The organism is Methanosarcina sp. UBA289, from assembly GCA_002496565.1.
Taxonomy (GTDB): domain Archaea; phylum Halobacteriota; class Methanosarcinia; order Methanosarcinales; family Methanosarcinaceae; genus Methanosarcina.
This window is the reverse complement of record DAKJ01000018.1, coordinates 401,322-417,224: the sequence shown is the minus strand read 5'-3', so window position 1 is coordinate 417,224 and position 15,903 is coordinate 401,322. Positions and strand designations below refer to the sequence as shown.

The 15,903-nt window shown below is 39.0% G+C and carries 13 protein-coding genes; 5 read left to right on the top strand and 8 right to left on the bottom strand.

Annotation, left to right across the window (positions count from 1 at the left end):
* Window positions 1-226: 226 nt before the first annotated feature.
* Window positions 227-1,774, bottom strand: a complete 1,548-nt coding sequence (gpmI, locus tag BP549_RS09720; RefSeq protein ID WP_292380789.1) for a 2,3-bisphosphoglycerate-independent phosphoglycerate mutase — start codon at window positions 1,772-1,774, stop codon at window positions 227-229.
* Between the two features lie 248 nt (window positions 1,775-2,022).
* Between gpmI and BP549_RS09715 the strand changes: the two genes are divergently transcribed.
* Both BP549_RS09715 and BP549_RS09710 read left to right on the top strand, forming a co-directional pair.
* Window positions 2,023-2,625 (top strand): acetate uptake transporter, encoded by a 603-nt coding sequence (locus BP549_RS09715; protein ID WP_292372148.1) that lies wholly within the window; start codon window positions 2,023-2,025, stop codon window positions 2,623-2,625.
* A 570-nt stretch (window positions 2,626-3,195) separates the two neighbouring features.
* The gene (locus BP549_RS09710; RefSeq protein ID WP_292380208.1) at window positions 3,196-4,119 is read left to right on the top strand and encodes a UbiA family prenyltransferase; all 924 of its coding nucleotides are present in this window, start codon (window positions 3,196-3,198) and stop codon (window positions 4,117-4,119) included.
* A gap of 169 nt (window positions 4,120-4,288) precedes the next feature.
* On the opposite strand, the gene BP549_RS09705 is transcribed toward BP549_RS09710, so the two are convergent.
* Both BP549_RS09705 and purH read right to left on the bottom strand, forming a co-directional pair.
* Window positions 4,289-5,074 carry a helix-turn-helix transcriptional regulator gene (locus BP549_RS09705; protein ID WP_292380205.1) on the bottom strand — a complete coding sequence of 262 codons (786 nt, stop codon included), beginning with the start codon at window positions 5,072-5,074 and terminating at the stop codon, window positions 4,289-4,291.
* Between the two features lie 681 nt (window positions 5,075-5,755).
* On the bottom strand, window positions 5,756-7,372 hold the full coding sequence (gene purH, locus BP549_RS09700) for a bifunctional phosphoribosylaminoimidazolecarboxamide formyltransferase/IMP cyclohydrolase (RefSeq protein ID WP_292380203.1): 1,617 nt from the start codon (window positions 7,370-7,372) through the stop codon (window positions 5,756-5,758).
* Window positions 7,373-7,754: 382 nt separating this feature from the next.
* Between purH and BP549_RS09695 the strand changes: the two genes are divergently transcribed.
* Together BP549_RS09695 and nth are read left to right on the top strand one after the other, a co-directional pair.
* Window positions 7,755-9,116: a dihydrolipoyl dehydrogenase family protein gene (locus tag BP549_RS09695; protein ID WP_292372140.1), complete on the top strand. Its 1,362-nt coding sequence runs from the start codon at window positions 7,755-7,757 to the stop codon at window positions 9,114-9,116.
* 112 nt (window positions 9,117-9,228) lie between these two features.
* Window positions 9,229-9,936 carry an endonuclease III gene (gene nth / locus BP549_RS09690; protein ID WP_292372138.1) on the top strand — a complete coding sequence of 236 codons (708 nt, stop codon included), beginning with the start codon at window positions 9,229-9,231 and terminating at the stop codon, window positions 9,934-9,936.
* An 88-nt stretch (window positions 9,937-10,024) separates the two neighbouring features.
* Here the strand turns inward: nth and BP549_RS09685 are convergent, their stop codons facing one another.
* The 4 genes from BP549_RS09685 to BP549_RS09670 all read right to left on the bottom strand — a co-directional run bounded on the left by BP549_RS09685 (window position 10,025) and on the right by BP549_RS09670 (window position 13,380).
* Window positions 10,025-10,330 (bottom strand): PDGLE domain-containing protein, encoded by a 306-nt coding sequence (locus BP549_RS09685; RefSeq protein ID WP_292380201.1) that lies wholly within the window; start codon window positions 10,328-10,330, stop codon window positions 10,025-10,027.
* Window positions 10,327-10,989, bottom strand: a complete 663-nt coding sequence (gene cbiM, locus BP549_RS09680) for a cobalt transporter CbiM (RefSeq protein ID WP_292380198.1) — start codon at window positions 10,987-10,989, stop codon at window positions 10,327-10,329. Before cbiM ends, BP549_RS09685 begins: the two co-directional genes overlap by 4 nt.
* A gap of 874 nt (window positions 10,990-11,863) precedes the next feature.
* The gene (locus tag BP549_RS09675) at window positions 11,864-12,229 is read right to left on the bottom strand and encodes a response regulator (protein WP_292380196.1); all 366 of its coding nucleotides are present in this window, start codon (window positions 12,227-12,229) and stop codon (window positions 11,864-11,866) included.
* A 146-nt stretch (window positions 12,230-12,375) separates the two neighbouring features.
* Complete coding sequence (locus tag BP549_RS09670; protein ID WP_292380194.1) at window positions 12,376-13,380, bottom strand: hypothetical protein; 1,005 nt, start codon at window positions 13,378-13,380, stop codon at window positions 12,376-12,378.
* Between the two features lie 609 nt (window positions 13,381-13,989).
* On the opposite strand from BP549_RS09670, the gene BP549_RS09665 reads away from it, so the two are divergent.
* Window positions 13,990-14,952 (top strand): class I SAM-dependent methyltransferase, encoded by a 963-nt coding sequence (locus BP549_RS09665; RefSeq protein WP_292380191.1) that lies wholly within the window; start codon window positions 13,990-13,992, stop codon window positions 14,950-14,952.
* A gap of 123 nt (window positions 14,953-15,075) precedes the next feature.
* On the opposite strand, the gene cbiQ is transcribed toward BP549_RS09665, so the two are convergent.
* A complete protein-coding gene (gene cbiQ / locus BP549_RS09660; protein WP_292380188.1) occupies window positions 15,076-15,882 on the bottom strand; it encodes a cobalt ECF transporter T component CbiQ in 807 nt (268 codons plus the stop codon).
* Window positions 15,883-15,903: the final 21 nt, after the last annotated feature.

Genomic DNA, 15,903 nt, shown 5'->3' with positions numbered 1-15,903 from the left:
CTGTTAAACTCCGAAACTACACTTAAAGCTTTATGACTTCCTAAATCCTGTGCTCTTTTTATTGTAGCTGCTGGTATTTAATCTTTTTAAAATTATCTTTTACTAAATTATATAAACATGGTATATATATAAAAAGTTAAATATAAAAAGAGTAGGAACAGAAAAAATTATTAGATAAGGAAATATCAGGGTTTCTGAAATTTCAGATCGCTTTTTCCTTCTTTAATTATTGTTTTATAATCAATGATTCTCCTGTCATCTCTTCAGGCTTCTGGATATTGAGGATTTCCAGAAGAGTTGGCACAAGATCGCATAGTTTTCCATTCTTAAGTGCTTTAACTTCATCGTTTCCTGCATAAATGCATTTTACCGGATTTGAAGTATGTGCGGTATGCGGTTCTCCAGTTAGCGGGTTTTCCATTTGTTCGGCGTTCCCGTGATCCGCAGTTATGATTGCTACACCTCCTACTTCTTTCAGAGCCTCTTGAATTCTTCCCACGTAGGTATCTACTGCCTCAACCGCCTCTACTGCGGCTTTAAAATCTCCGGTGTGTCCAACCATATCCATGTTTGCAAAATTAAGGATAATCACATCATACTTTCCCGATCGGATTCTCCTTATCACTTCATCCGTAACCTCATATGCACTCATTTCGGGTTTAAGATCATAGGTAGCAATCTTTGGTGATGGGATGAGGCAGCGGTCTTCTCCTTCATAACATTTTTCCTGCCCTCCGTTCAGGAAAAAGGTCACATGGGCATATTTTTCAGTTTCGGCAATCCTAAGCTGGGTCAGTCCCTGCTTGCTCAGGACTTCTCCAAGTACATTCTCCAGCTCTTCGGGAGGGTAAGCGATAGGCAAATCCAGGGTTTCATCGTACTGGGTCATACACACATAGTAAACTTTCGGGTTTTTTTCTCTGTGGAAGTACTTAAAGTCTTCATCAACAAAAGCCCAGGTAAGCTGCCGCGCCCTATCTGGCCTGAAATTGAAGAAGATTACAGAATCATTATCCCGTATAACTGCCTCAGGCTTTCCTTCTGAATCCGTGATCACAGTCGGTTTTACGAACTCATCAGTTTCTCCCCTTTCATAGGCTTCAGAAACTGCAGTCTCCGCATCAGGAGCTTTATAAGGCGCAACTCCCATAGTTAGGGCATCATAGGCAAGTTTTGTTCTATCCCAGCGTTTATCTCTATCCATTGCGTAATAACGCCCTGAGACGGTTGCGATCTTAGCACTCCCATTCTCCTTACAAAAAGCATCAAGCTCCTTTATGTCTTTGAGTGCGGCTTTAGGAGGTACATCTCTGCCGTCCAGAAAAGCATGTATATAAACTTTTTTCAACCCTCCCTGCTGTGCAAGCTTGATAAGAGCATAAATGTGGGTCATATAGCTGTGAACGCCTCCGTAGGAGACAAGTCCCATGAGATGAAGGCTTGAATTATTGGCTTTGGCGTTTGAAATCGCACTCAAAAATGCCGGATTCTTGAAGAAGTCTCCTTTCCTTATAGAGAGATTTATTCGAGTTAGGTCCTGGTACACAATTCGCCCTGCTCCTATATTCAGGTGCCCGACTTCGGAGTTTCCCATCTGGCCTTCCGGAAGGCCAACAGCTTCCCCTGAGGCTTCTAAGAAACACCAGGGATATTCTTCCTTAAGGTGGTCAAGGTTTGGAGTTCTGGCTGCAAGGATAGCGTTTCCTTCTCTTGCTTCTCTGTAGCCCCAGCCATCAAGAATAACGAGCATAAGAGGTCTTTTTGCCTGAGTCATATGAAGCAAATTCCACACCTGTTCATAAATAGCTTATTATGAAAATTCTTAATAGCCTGTGTAAAAATTTTATATTATATATTTATAGTGTATTGAAAATATATTAACTGTCCTTAATTATAAGTATTAACAATTACATATTCCCGAAATGTGAAAAATGGACTCTAAAAAAGATTGATTATCTTGATGTAATTCTTATTGGAAGTTCAGGCTAAATTTCCGGATAACGGGAAGGAGGATTTAATTTTATGAGTCAAAATATTAAAGATGTAATGAGCATTCGTGATATAAAAATAACGGATTTATCCGCAAACCCTGCTCCTCTGGGTTTGATGGGCTTCGGGATGACGACCGTGCTTTTGAATATACACAATGCGGGCTTCTTTCCGATGAACGCGATGATCCTTTCGATGGGTATCTTTTACGGTGGGTTAGCTCAGGTCATTGCCGGAATCGAAGAATGGAAGAAGGGAAATACTTTCGGAGCTACGGCCTTCACTTCATTCGGGTTTTTCTGGCTCTCCTTGGTAGGGAATATTCTGATTCCTAAGTCTCCAGACTATGCAGGGCTGGCTACAAGTTCAGTCGCTTTCGCTGCATACCTTTTCATGTGGGGAGTTTTCACCACTTTCATGTTTATAGCTACGCTCAAAGGCTCAAAGGCTCTTTCCGTTGTTTTCCTAGCTCTTGCAGTTCTGTTCTTCTTGCTTGCAGCAGGAAACTATCTGGGCAGTACCGGAATCCTTACGATAGCTGGCTATGAGGGAATCTTTACAGGACTTGCCGCGATATATACAGCTCTTGGTCAGGTACTAAACGAGGCGTATGGAAAGAAAATGGTTCCTTTGTAATAACGTTTTCTTTGTGATATTTGTAATTTTTTGGGCTTTATTGTCCCCATTTTTTTAATCTTTTTTGCTTACAAAGACCTTCCTGAAAATCTTTTATTTACTTTACTTCACAAATTTTCCATAAATTTGTCCTTTTTCCTTAGGATCTGATCTTTATTTTATAATTTGCCTCTTCATTTTTTCATTAGTAAACTTATATTACGTTTCTAACTACCTAACTATTGTATATAAGATTGGAAAATATTTGTTATTAACATTACATTCAAAATCATTATTTTCACCTTGGCCAAAAAACTGTCTAAGTGAATAATCATTTTCAAAAAACGATAAATAACAAAGAATATTAATATTTATTTTTTAATATCTGTATATATTAAGATTATCCCTATTATATATGCCAACAACTTTTTATGTATGACTGAAACATGATTTCCTCTCGGAAAAGTTGTTAGTTTAATCAGCTAGTATTCGTTCATTTCTTTAATACATAGACAACTCCTCATATCTTATATACATTATAAAATCTTATACTGAGTAAATAATATTTAAAAGTGCTCCAATATTATTTTTATGAGCTCCAATGTATTTTTCGGAAGTTTTGAACGTTTTCTCAGGTACAGACGAAAGAATGCCCCAAAATTTGGGAGAAAGAATGCTACACTAGAACTCTTAAAAAGTTCCGTGTTAGTTGCGTTTTCAGGCGCACTACGAATCCATATTGCTTTCCTTCTGCTTCAAATTCATTCGAATTTATTCACCTGCATTGCGGGAGGATTAGTAATTTACAGTGTATATACACTTGATAGAGCTCTTGGCTCTGAAGAGGATATTGTAAATAGGAAAGAATTAAATGGATCAAGAAAGGAAATAGGGCTTGCAGCCTCTATGCTTACCTTCGTGATAGGTAGCTATGTACTGGCAAAAGGAGGAATGCTTGCACTTGCATTCTTACCTTTGATAACCGGTTTCCTTTATAGTAAAGGGATTAAAATCGGAAAATTCGCTTTGAAACTCAAAGGTGGACTTGGAGTTAAAAACTTTGTTGTAGGTCTAACCTGGGGAGCCTTCATTTCAGGGCTAGCAGGCAACACCTGCAGAAGCATGCTCCCTATATTTTTAGTTTTCACTTTCTTTGGAGTTAAGCTCTTTATCAATTCTGCTATCTATGACTTCAAAGATATTAAAGGAGATACTCTCGCAGGTCTCAAAACTCTTCCTGTGAGCCTTGGAGAACGAAATACACGTAATTTCCTTCTAGGACTGCACCTGTTCTCCCACCTGATTCTTGGTATTGCTCTAATTAACGGAATCTTAGCTTTTGAACCTTTAATCATTCTTTATAGTTTTATATGTGGGCTGGTCTGCATCCAGAATTATACCAGATATAATGGTGATGAGCCTCCTTTCCGGAAGCTCGAAAGAACAATTCTTGTGGATGGAGAATCAACCTCAATTATCGGGTTGAGAGCAATTGCATGTGCTTTCCTGGCATAAATGTATACTTAGAAAGAAATTGTGCTGAAGTGCGAAGGCAATAATGCAGGAAAAATACTCAGAGAAAACGGTTTAATTCCCCAAAAATTTATCGGGAAAAACCCAAATCTCTGAATTCTCATTTCTCGGTATAATCTTAAGATTTATAAAAGAAATTCTTCAACGGGCTTTACAGATTCTTTATTTCAATTGAGTTTTCTCTATAATTCTTAAAAAGATCCTCCCCCCACTTGATTGAGGACGAATCCAAACCTATAAGGTCATTTCGAGGATCATAGGTTCCATTTTTGAAAAAGAGTGAAAGAGATAGGAAACGGTCTGTTACCACAAAGGCTATTTTTGCGTTGTCGTATACGTGGAGACTCGTTTGCTTGAGTTTAAGGAATTCCTCAATCTCAGCACTGTACTCACTTTTTATTTTAAAAAACACATTGGGTGTAACAATGATGGAAATCGGAATATTCCTGCGGGCTAATTCCAGAAACATTAGGGGATGGTTTGGAAGAAAAATGGATGAAAACCCCACGAAGTGAGCAGAAGATTGAACATATTGCATAAATGCCTTATGTGTGTCGTAAATATGCTCCTGTTCATCCCTTACGACTCTGCACTCTTTAAGCTCCTGAATTCTATTTAATAATGCCTCAGGAATTGCAGAAAGGTCATGGTCTCTCCAGAAGATTTCGTTTGTTTCTATAGCTGTGAGGGTATCTAGTAAGGGCTTGTAATATATGGCTGAAACTTTTCCGAGGGGTGTCAACCGATACATTCCCTCTTGTCTGATTATCAAATTTGCATCTTCCATTTCTTTAAGGCGAGGCAGGATTTCAGGTGACCTTACATCAAAATAATCTTTAATTTCGGAAAGAGTTCTTGGATTCTCCTGAAGTAAAAACAGAATATCCTTCCTTTTTTCAGAAAAGGTAAGAATGCTTAAGAGTCCGCTAGATTTCACTTCTATCAACCCATTATTTTTCCGTATGTTTATGAAGTTAATCGAGGTTTAATGTCTGTAAACGTATCCTTTGATTTTGATGCACAATAGCTAAAATTTAAGTTCTAATTCTTCTTATTTTTTAGATTTATTTAGAGAAGTAATTATATCCAGATGATATAACATTGCTAGAATGCTATACGAATTCAATATATATTATCTTTTTCGAAAGTGTACTTATTTCTGCTAATTTTTCTCTCCTATTTCAAAATATACGTATCATTCTACCGAAAATGCAAATTATCTTCTTGAATAATTTTTCTTAATATCAAAAGAAAATACATATGTCAATAGTATCAGATTATTTTATTAATATAAACTCAGTATTTATCTCCGAGAAATTGGATAAAGTCGACAATTAAAAAAAACTTAATATTTATACTTAAAAATACAATGATTAATTTAAAAAAGTACTTACGAATCAAAGGGTAAATGTATTCATATAATAATAAATAAATTTGATGTGTATCCTGGTTTTTACACATTCCCACTCATTAATATTAGCATTTATATCTGTAGATAGACAGTTAATTTTAATTTCGTGACCTGATTTGACAATTAATCAAAAATAGCTCAAGAAACCCCTGAGCCAATGACTCAGGGGTAATTCAATTGTTATTTATCAATACCTGAAAATGGTTCTTAATGAAGGAAGTGACGCATACCTGTAAAAATCATGGCCACTCCTAGTCGATTTGCAGCAGCAATAACTTCGCCATCTCGAATTGATCCCCCTGGAGAGACTATGTAACGGATATTATTTTCTGCGGCATAAATTATACTATCATCAAAGGGGAAAAAGGCATCTGAAGCCATTACACACTCTGACATAATTTTCTGGCAATAATCTTCAAAAGAAGTTGCAGGGTGTTCCCTTTCATAAATTATCTTTAGATTTTCAACAGCTTTTGTGGCTGCCAGTTTGCGAATCGAGTCGACCCTATTTGGCTGTCCTGCTCCCATAGCAAGTACCATGAAGAATCCTGGCTCGTATTCATGAGCAAGAATAACTGAATTGGATTTGGTTGCCTTACAGGCTTTAATACAGAATTCCGAAAGAGAACGCTTTTCTTCAGGATAGGGAATGTCAGTAACTGACTTCCATTTTTCGTAGAGACCGATATCTCGACTTTGCTTGAGCATGCCTCCGATTACATACTTATATGTATAGTCTGTTCCGAAAGCTTCTTTGAGATCCGGCAATCTAAGGAGTCTAAGGTTCTCACTTTTGTTTTTCAGGTATTCAAGGGCATCAGGTTTGAAGTCAGGAGCAAGAATAATTTCTACAAACTTTCCGTTCAGAAAAGTCGCAGCTTCAAGGTCAAAAATTTCATTAGTGCATATTATGCTTCCGTAAGCTGAAATAGGGTCTCCATCCCAGGCAGCCTGAAGAGCCTGCAGGAGTGTGCTTCCGGTTGCAAGTCCGCATGGATTATTGTGTTTTACAATTGCCACGGCAGGAGAAGCATTTCCGAGTTCTTTTACCGTCTGAAGGGCATTGTCGGCATCCACATAGTTGTTATATGAAAGTTCTTTTCCGTGCAGTTGGACGGCTTTTGCCAGAGTAGGGCCTTCTATTGTGGAATCTTTATAAAAATAGGCTTTCTGGTGCCAGTTTTCTCCATAGCGGAGTTTTATGCCGTCGGTAAAGTTCATGCGAAGCACGTTTTCTCCGAGCAGGGTTCTGCTCATGTAGGTGTCAATGGCTGCATCATAATCCGCAGTATGCCTGAAAGCTTTAACTGCAAGGGCAGCCCGGGTTGCCTCTGAAACTACCCCGCTTGAACGAAGTTCTTTGAGGACACGCCCGTAGTCTGATGGATCGGAGAGAACTGTAACAGAACGATAGTTTTTAGCTGCCGAACGAAGAAGGGTTGGGCCTCCGATATCTATGTTCTCAATGGCTTCTTCGAGTTCCACACCTTCCTTTGAGATCGTTACCTCAAAAGGATAGAGGTTTACAGCCACCATGTCAATAAGCGAGATGTCTTCTCTTTCAGCCTCAGCCATCTGTTCCTTGCTCTCTCGCAGGCATAAGAGTCCGCCGTGAATTCTTGGGTGGAGAGTTTTGACCCTTCCTCCCATCATTTCCGGAAAGCCCGTAACTTCCGAGACATCGGTAACTTCTACGCCGGCGTCGCGAAGAATTTTCGCTGTTCCGCCTGTTGAAATAATCTTCACGCCAAGTAATTCAAGCCCGCGTGCGAATTCTGCAATTCCTGTCTTGTCTGAGACGCTGAGCAGTGCCCTTTTTACCAAAAAATCACCAATATACTTGCTTTAAAAATTATTAGCTATAAAACTTATGGTCTACCTATTATTATATTAAAAAGAAGACTTTTTCCTGAAAAACTGGACTTCAGTTCTACAAATACAGTATTTCCATCAAGGTGATGCAGGAACTCTTCTGGGAATATAGTTCTTTAAGTTTTTGGTACTCTTTTTGCATAAATCTTGAAATGTATACTGTTATTTGCTTCTTTTGGGAAAATATCAGGTGAAATACTTATTTCTCTGGAGTCAAGATTCAGGTGAAATACTTATTCTTTGAGACTAAAATGGATAAATTGCATATAATATAGCATTTAAAATGTCTTGTTGCTTTATTTCAAAAAGTATTCTCGTAGGGTGGGGGAGTTCAATGGAAAGGAATTATGATATTATAGTTATCGGGACTGGTACTGCGGGCAGAACCTTTGCGGGTAAAGTTGCACATTCTGGATTAAGAATCGCTATTGTTGACTCAAGGGAATATGGAGGCACCTGTCCTCTAAGGGGATGTGATCCGAAAGAGGTGCTCACTGATCTTACTGAGGTCATTGACTCAAACAACCGGCTAATAGGAAAAGGTGTAGAGATAAACACTCCTTTAAAGCTCGACTGGACTTCACTGATCGAGTTTAAAAAGACATTTACGGAAGGATATTCCAGCAAAGCAGAGAAACTCCTGGTTGATATGGGAATTGATACCTATCATGGGAGGGCGTATTTCGAAAATCAAAACACAGTCGTTGTCGGAGCGGACAAACTTAAAGGAGAGTATATTTTCCTTGCTACAGGTGCAAAACCCAGAAAACTCAATATTCCCGGTGAAGAGTATGTCACCACAAGTGAGGAATTAATGGAAACCAGAAAGCTTCCTGGAAGAATCATTTTCATTGGAGGAGGTTATATATCCATAGAGTTCGCACATGTTGTGCGGAGGACTGGAGCTGAAGTACTAATCCTGCAACGGAGTGAAAGGGTTTTGGGAGCTTTTGATTCTGATATGGTAAATATGCTTGTGAAAGCATCCGAAGCCGCAGGAATAAAGATCCTCACAAATAAACCGGTGATTTCTGTAGAAAAAGAAGACAATGGTTTTCTTGTAAGGGTTAAATCTAAATCCGGAACTGAATCTGAAACTCAGAGTTTCCGTGCGGATATGGTAGTACATGGAGCAGGTCGTGTAGCAGATACAGAGGATTTACGTCTTGAAAATGCCGGGGTTAAAACTGAAAAGGGAGCTATTGTGGTTGATAAGCACATGAAAACCTCAAACCCTCGGATCTACGCGGGTGGGGACTGTGCATTGGAGGGTGTACAGCTAACTCCTGTAGCAACCCTTCAGGGAGAAGTTGCTGCAATCAATGTCCTTGAGGAAGATAGTGTTGAGGCAGACTATACAGGCATTCCAAGTGCGGTCTTTACAATTCCTGTTCTGGCTTCTGTAGGAGTCAGTGTGGCTAGAGATAGTGATAAGTATAGAAAGTATAGAGTAATTTACCAGGACAGAAGCAACTGGAGCACTACCCGGAGAGCAGGAATCGAGTTTGCGGCTTCAAAAATAATTATCGATGAAACAAACGACCGCATAATGGGAGCGCATATTTTGGGGCCTAATGCCGGAGAAGCTATCAACATCTTCGCTGCAATAATGCGGCTTGGGCTTAAGGCATCGGATATAAAAAAACTGGTTTTCTCGTATCCTACTACATGTTCGGATATTCCTTATATGCTGTAACCTGGAGAAAGATGCAGAACTCAAACTTCTCAGGTACCTTAAAAAGAGAATATATTTCCTCAAGCTATTTCCCGATAAAACCGGGAAACAACAACTCAAACATGGAGTTATCATGCCTGAAAGAAAGCCAAAAAAACTTGACACACAGGATTTTGTTTCTGAATACAACATCCCAGACAATACGCACAATTTCGACAAGATCTGGGCTCTTCTAAAGAAAGAGTATCCTGATGTGAAGCCCTCTCTTAATTACAGCAATCCTCTTGAGTTGCTTGTGGCGACTGTTCTTTCAGCCCAGTCGACCGATATCCAGATTAATAGAGTGACTGAAAAACTGTTCAAAAAGTACAGGACCGCAGAAGACTATGCTAGTGCAGATCTCCGGGAACTTGAGAATGATTTATATTCTACAGGTTTTTACAAAGCCAAGGCAAAGAACATCAAAGCTGCTGCGCAGATGATTGCTGAGAAATACAATGGAGAAGTTCCAAAAACTATGGAAGAGCTGATCAGTTTGCCAGGTGTCGGGAGGAAGACGGCTAATATAGTCCTTGCCAGAGCATTTGGGATAATAGAGGGAATTGCTGTGGATACTCATGTAATGAGGGTTTCAAGAAGGCTGGGACTTACTAAGAACTCCGATCCTGATAAAATTGAAAAGGATCTTATTTCACTTGCTCGAAAGGAAGACCTTGATTCAATTTCTATGACCCTGATTTATCATGGAAGGAAGGTCTGCCAGGCAAGGAGACCAAAGTGCAAAATCTGTATTGTGAAGGACTTATGCCCTTCTAGTCTTATATTTATTGGCAGTAACTGAGATGTTTTTCCAAAAGTATGCAAGTCGTTTCTGCTTTTTACTTTTTGGAAGAAAAATGGTTTTAAGGGGGGAGAAATAGGCTTTATGTTCAGGCTTTTTTGTTGAATACTTTGCCCAGCCCTAAACTGATTATCAGTACTGCAAGTGTTCCAACAGCTATAGCTACTACTTCTCCACTCTTTCCCAGTCCTTCGATTGAATAGTCAGGCATTGGAGAACCTACTACAGGATCACTTTCTTCCAGTTTGGACATTTTTGATTCCTCAATTACGCCTGCAGCAGCACTTTCCAGTCCGTCTGGGTCGGGGGATGCAAGGAAAGGAGCTAGAATCGAAAGCAGAAGTGCAATCACAATTCCGACGTATAAGAATTTTATGTTTGATTTTCCGCTCATGCATGGGCCTCCTTATGCTTCTCTGGTCTGGCAGTGAAATCATCCTCAAGGAGGTCGGGACGGGATCTTGCAATTGCTGTTATTACAACTGAAGTAATCAGACCTTCGCCGATAAAACCAATTATCAGATGATATGTACCCATGGCAGCCAAGCCGGAAACTAGTGGGAAAGTACCTGCAATCCACATCTCAACTGCACAGACTATTGCCGAAATAAAGAGTCCGAGCCAGGCGCCTCCGAAGGCTGCAATACTTGTACCTATGCTCTTACGAAGGGCAGCATAGGTATAATATCCGACAAACCCGGAGATAACACCCATATTCAGAATATTCGCTCCCATGGTAGTAACTCCCCCATCACCGAAGGCGAATCCCTGCACAAGCAGGACTAACGTAAGCACAAGAACCCCAGCCCACGGGCTTCCGAAGACTATGGCAACAAGGGCTGCTCCTACCATATGCCCGCTTGTTCCCATCCCTATGGGGATATTCATGGCCTGAATTGCAAAGATTCCTGCTGCAAGGGCGGCAAGAATCGGTACTTTCATCTCATCAAGCTCGTTTTTTGCCCATTTCATTGACATTATAATAAACGGAAGAGCAATAACCCAGTAGATTATTGCCTGGTCAAGCGGTATGAACGAATCAGGTATATGCATTTCATATTTCCCTCTTTTTACCCCGTTCTCTTATTTCCTATTAATTCAAACAGGAATTCTTTTTATGTTGAATAACATTCCTTAAATGAGGTACAGATCTACTTAATATGAAGCCCGAAAATTCTTTTTCAGGAATAATCTTAATTTCTTTATATCTCTTACAATGTTTCAGGTAACCGTTTTCAAAGAATTCTTTTGATAATATCACATTGTCTAGTATTACATATATACGTTTTGGTATTACTTTTTTCGACAATTTTTTTATTGGAACCTTCTCCAGTATCTGTATTTTTATTTTTTAGTCAAATTAAGTACCATCATATCTTCCATTAAGTCGAATCTCTTTTCACATCATTTTTTGACTGCATACCTACTTATCTCGCTTTCAATTTTGTCACTACGAGATGGTAAATTCTCCAAAAAATTAACGTCCCAATTATGTAAGAATATCTTCTCAAAAATTAATAATTCGTAATAAAAAAATAACCAAAAATCTTAAATACCCATTGGTAATATCGATAAAGGGTCTCTGGCGAACAGACACAAAACTAAATTACCTCCTAATTCGCCTAAGTCACCTGAACTCCTTTTTCCCCTGCCTGTGGTAACAAAGCAGGCAGGGGCTGGTGCAAAGGTTCAAATTCCAGGTTAAATTGAGGATTTTTACATAGCGTTTATTATCTGAATTAATCAAACTTTAATTAAACATTGGGATGGAATATTCTGATTTTACGCATATTAGTGAAAGAATCAAGTATAATCAACGCGGCGTGAAAGAATCAAATCGATCAAACTTAAATAAATATTAAAGTAGCTTTGAGCTTCAGGCTCTGGTCTGTTATTTCAATCAAGTAACTATTTTGAGTTAGATAAACTAATTCGGCTCCAAGATTTTTCTTATTACATCCAGCATTCCATCCGGTTTAAAAGGCTTTACTATAAAACCCATGGCGCCTATCTTTATTGATTCGGTTATGAGGGCCTGCTGCCCAAGCGAGGAGCACATTACTACTTTTGCTTCAGGATCCACAGCAAGAAGTTTTTGCAATACCTCTTTTCCATCCATCTCTGGCATAATAATATCCATTAACACGATATCGGGCTTTATTTCTAGATATGTCTGAATTGCCTCTTCTCCATCACCCACTTCAGCAACCACCTCATGCCCGTGCTTTAAGAGAGTGTCTTTGATTACCATTCGCATAAATTCGGCATCGTCCACGATCATAACTCTGGCCATGCATTCCCCTCAATTTTTATTAGTAAACCTTTATCTTTTATTCGGAACTATATTGTTGTATAATTTTCACTCACATTTCTCACGTTTCGTCGTCCTTTTTTCTGACATTTTTCAAGCGCTGATGTTCAAGCCTTTCAAAGAAATTTTCAATTTATCCCACTCTCAGAGCTTTCGTTACCATCAATTCTGTCATACAGTTTTTCCAGATCTTTCTGCAACCTGTTAAGTTCTTTCTTCCAGATTTTTTTATTAAACTCCATACAGGGGCCAATTTTCAAAGCTGCTAGTTTCACATAATTCAAGGAAATTTTTCTGTTGCTGCAGGGAAGGCCGAAAGCCAGATCAGTTTTTTTGATGCTGTATTTTTCGTGGATAAGGAATTCGTAAAGTTCAGTAGCCTTGTCCAGCTTTTGTTCGGAACTTTCTAAAATGTTTGGGCTAAGATCAGTCAGATTTCGGAGGTGGGACTGGACGCTACGACTTTCAGGACACAGTTTCTCTGAATTTGCAAACTTAAGCAATTCTCTGAACTCAAGGAAAACGTTCGTCTGCTCAAAACCTGAGGGTAGAGTTTTTCCAAGGAAGATAAGGATATGGATGCACTCGTGAAAGAGGATTTTTGCTATCAAAAATTCAATCCTATCCTGAAGATTCCATAACCTTTCGACCAGTCTCCTTTCCCACAATTCATATGGATTTACCAGGACAAGGGATCTGTATATTATTTTCCTGCTTTCCCTGGAAACGATCTTTATCGGCTTGAAGGCTAACCCCTGCATCATTCCAAAAAATTGCACTCGAACCGCTAGATCCCAACAGTGTTTCCATTCTCCGAAACGCAAGCATTTTACCCGATAATATTTTCCGTCAAAGTTGACCCTTTCGATTAGCCGATACAGATCCTCACTTTGTTCTTTGATAAGAGCTTTTATCACGGATTCCCGGTAAATGTTCAGATCAAGGTAGAGAAACCCTGGAGAAAAAAACGAGCAATCAGGAGCGGGATAAGAAACAGGATAAGTAAAAGGAGAAAAGTATTGAGCAATAGGAGGGGCTTGTGAAGATGTAGGGAATAATTTGTTCCATTCTTCATTTACCAGTAAGGTATTTTTTTCCTTTGGCGAAACCTTTTTTGTTCTTATTCTCTGCATCGTGAATCTGCCCCTCTTGCCCCTGTTTCCCCCACAATCGAGAGTTCGGTTGTATTACTAAATTTAAATTTAGTAATACTTTGTATTGAAATATCTTATATAATAAATACTTTGTCCCATAAAATCAAAAATTAGTGTTACTTATCTCCCGAAGTACAAAGTAACTCAAATTGCCTTAGTTCTTTTAGAATCCTCTGATTTTCGAGAATAGAGGAGCTTAAAGTTTTTAATTTTCAAACTAACCTTCTGCAGCTCTATTGGACTCAGATTTATTGGAATTCTTATTTTCTTTTGAACAACTTTTTACCTGACTTGATGCCATTAAATTCCGTTTTGGTGTTATTTTTATGAATAAATTTATTAACTAGTATGCAGATTAATAAAAGATAGAAATTAATTTATCTTAACTAAAGTTGGGAAAATCCTGTCTGGCCAGAAAGGAGTAAAATATGTCTGAGGAAATTGCGAGAACACCGGTTATTAGATTGAAAAATACACGCGTAAAATGCCTGAAGATTCGACGCCTGAAGTCAAAAACTGTTTGTCATAAAGAATCTAGCACTGAAGGATGAAACAACCAATAGAACCAAATTATGAAAATTTCTAAAGTTGGCTTTAAATCGATATCAAATTTTCAACATTTCCAAAAAAGTATCTAATACTCTAACTCTGGAAATTGAAGGGGTTCCTAAACCCACTGAAAATGGATGCAGGTTGAAGCCTTCCAAATCTTTAACTGTAAAAATCAGAAAAAATTTATTTAAAAGAAGGGTAGTCAAAGGCCTCTATATTATAATTGCGTGGGGTATTTTTATAGACTGCAAGAAAGTTATTGCAAGTTATTGGAATATCAGATCTTCCACATATACAAACGGGATAAATGGCTTTGATGAAGAGGAACGTGCTGTCTGGAAACAAATATTTGAAAATTCCTTTTCTTTGAGTGAGCGTTTAAACATACTGGATGTGGGTACAGGCGCTGGGTTTCTCGCCCTTCTCTTTGCTGAGATGGGGCATAAAGTAACAGGTATAGATCTCTCAACCAATATACTCAAGAAAGCGAAGCATAATGCAGACAATATGGGACTTAAAATTGACTTTTTTCATGGAGATGCGGAAAACCTACCTTTTGAGGATAGTTCTTTCGATCTGGTCACGAATAAGTTCCTGCTGTGGACTCTTCAGAAGCCTTCCTGCGCTGTTACGGAATGGAAGCGAGTCCTTAAACCCGGAGGGATGGTTTTTGCCATAGATGGAGACTGGTTTGATCCCAGACCAGGCAGACGCGTTAATAGAATGATTTCTGAGTGGGCAGATAAGTTTTTAAAAAAGAACCAGCACAATTCGGTCTTCAAGGATTATTACGGACCAATCCGGAGCTCTCTGCCTCTCTATGAGAAAATAAGTCCTGAGAATGCCTCCCTTCTCTTTTCAGAAACTGGACTTGTAAATACCTCAGTCAATTCTCTTCTGGAGGTACAGGAATTTAAAAAAAGCAGGCAATCATTCCTACAAAGAGTCCTTGGGAATAACTCAATTTTTCTGGCCTCGGGACAGAAAACCTTAGAATAAGTTCTTCTTATCTAGATAACCTAAATCCCAAGACATCTTCATATCTTCTCTTCTCTTCTCTCTGTCATCTGTAAGCCTGTTAATAACAATTTGAAGAGTTAATAAAGCGTGGAAGCAGTCCTTTCAGACATAAAGTTGGATATACAGGATGCAGCCTGCACTCAGGAGTAGAAAAAAGATATCCTGGGTTTGGATTTTTGTTCTGTAATACGCTTTTTCATGCCCGCTTCCATAGCCTCTGCAGAGCATGCTTATATAGGTCCTCTCTCCCTGCTCGTAGGAACGTATGAAGATTGAGCTAATGCTATTTCCCACCTGCTCGATGACCCATCTTCTTGGCGCATCTTTGCTCCATATATCAAAGAGTCTTGTTTGCTGTGCGATCCTTATCCTTTTCAGAACGGCCCAGAAAAGGAAGAGGTAGCGCACCATCATGCTCAAAAGCAGGGTGAATTCTTTTGGGATGCCTATTCTATCTGCGGCTGCAACCATATCTCTGAGCCGTGTCGTTGAAGAAAACAGGACGACAGCTGTTATGCATACCAGAAATTTCGCAAGCAGTGTACTCCCAAAGGCAAGTCCTTCATAAGTTATACTGAGCCCGAAAGGCAGGTCAAGAGGGTATGGAGTATAAGTTTCCATAAAGGAAGGTCTGAGGAATGGCTGGATAAGGGCAATTGCAAGCCCGAATGGTAAAATCGCAAGAATTCGAAGGAAAAAGTATCTTAGGTCAAGTCCTGCAACAAGCACCAGTAGCAGCAAGTAAATTTCTATGGCAAAAAGGCGGACAATATTTTTTTCATGAATCCGGGGCAGACTAACTACATAAATTATTATTACAAGTATAAAAAGTAACTTTATCCGAGGATCAAGCCTGTGTATTGGACTGTTTTTATATGATTCTCGTTCGATATCCGTAAGCGTTACCATTAAAACTTCTCCTCTGAGACT

Excerpts from the sequence above, each read along its gene's own strand:
- BP549_RS09710 (WP_292380208.1), top strand. The coding sequence starts at position 3,196 with ATGAGCTCCAATGTATTTTTCGGAAGTTTTGAACGTTTTCTCAGGTAC.
- BP549_RS09695 (WP_292372140.1), top strand. The coding sequence starts at position 7,755 with ATGGAAAGGAATTATGATATTATAGTTATCGGGACTGGTACTGCGGGC.
- nth (WP_292372138.1), top strand. The coding sequence starts at position 9,229 with ATGCCTGAAAGAAAGCCAAAAAAACTTGACACACAGGATTTTGTTTCT.
- BP549_RS09715 (WP_292372148.1), top strand. The coding sequence starts at position 2,023 with ATGAGTCAAAATATTAAAGATGTAATGAGCATTCGTGATATAAAAATA.
- BP549_RS09675 (WP_292380196.1), bottom strand. The coding sequence starts at position 12,229 with ATGGCCAGAGTTATGATCGTGGACGATGCCGAATTTATGCGAATGGTA.
- gpmI (WP_292380789.1), bottom strand. The coding sequence starts at position 1,774 with ATGACTCAGGCAAAAAGACCTCTTATGCTCGTTATTCTTGATGGCTGG.
- cbiQ (WP_292380188.1), bottom strand. The coding sequence starts at position 15,882 with ATGGTAACGCTTACGGATATCGAACGAGAATCATATAAAAACAGTCCA.
- cbiM (WP_292380198.1), bottom strand. The coding sequence starts at position 10,989 with ATGCATATACCTGATTCGTTCATACCGCTTGACCAGGCAATAATCTAC.
- BP549_RS09685 (WP_292380201.1), bottom strand. The coding sequence starts at position 10,330 with ATGAGCGGAAAATCAAACATAAAATTCTTATACGTCGGAATTGTGATT.
- BP549_RS09670 (WP_292380194.1), bottom strand. The coding sequence starts at position 13,380 with ATGCAGAGAATAAGAACAAAAAAGGTTTCGCCAAAGGAAAAAAATACC.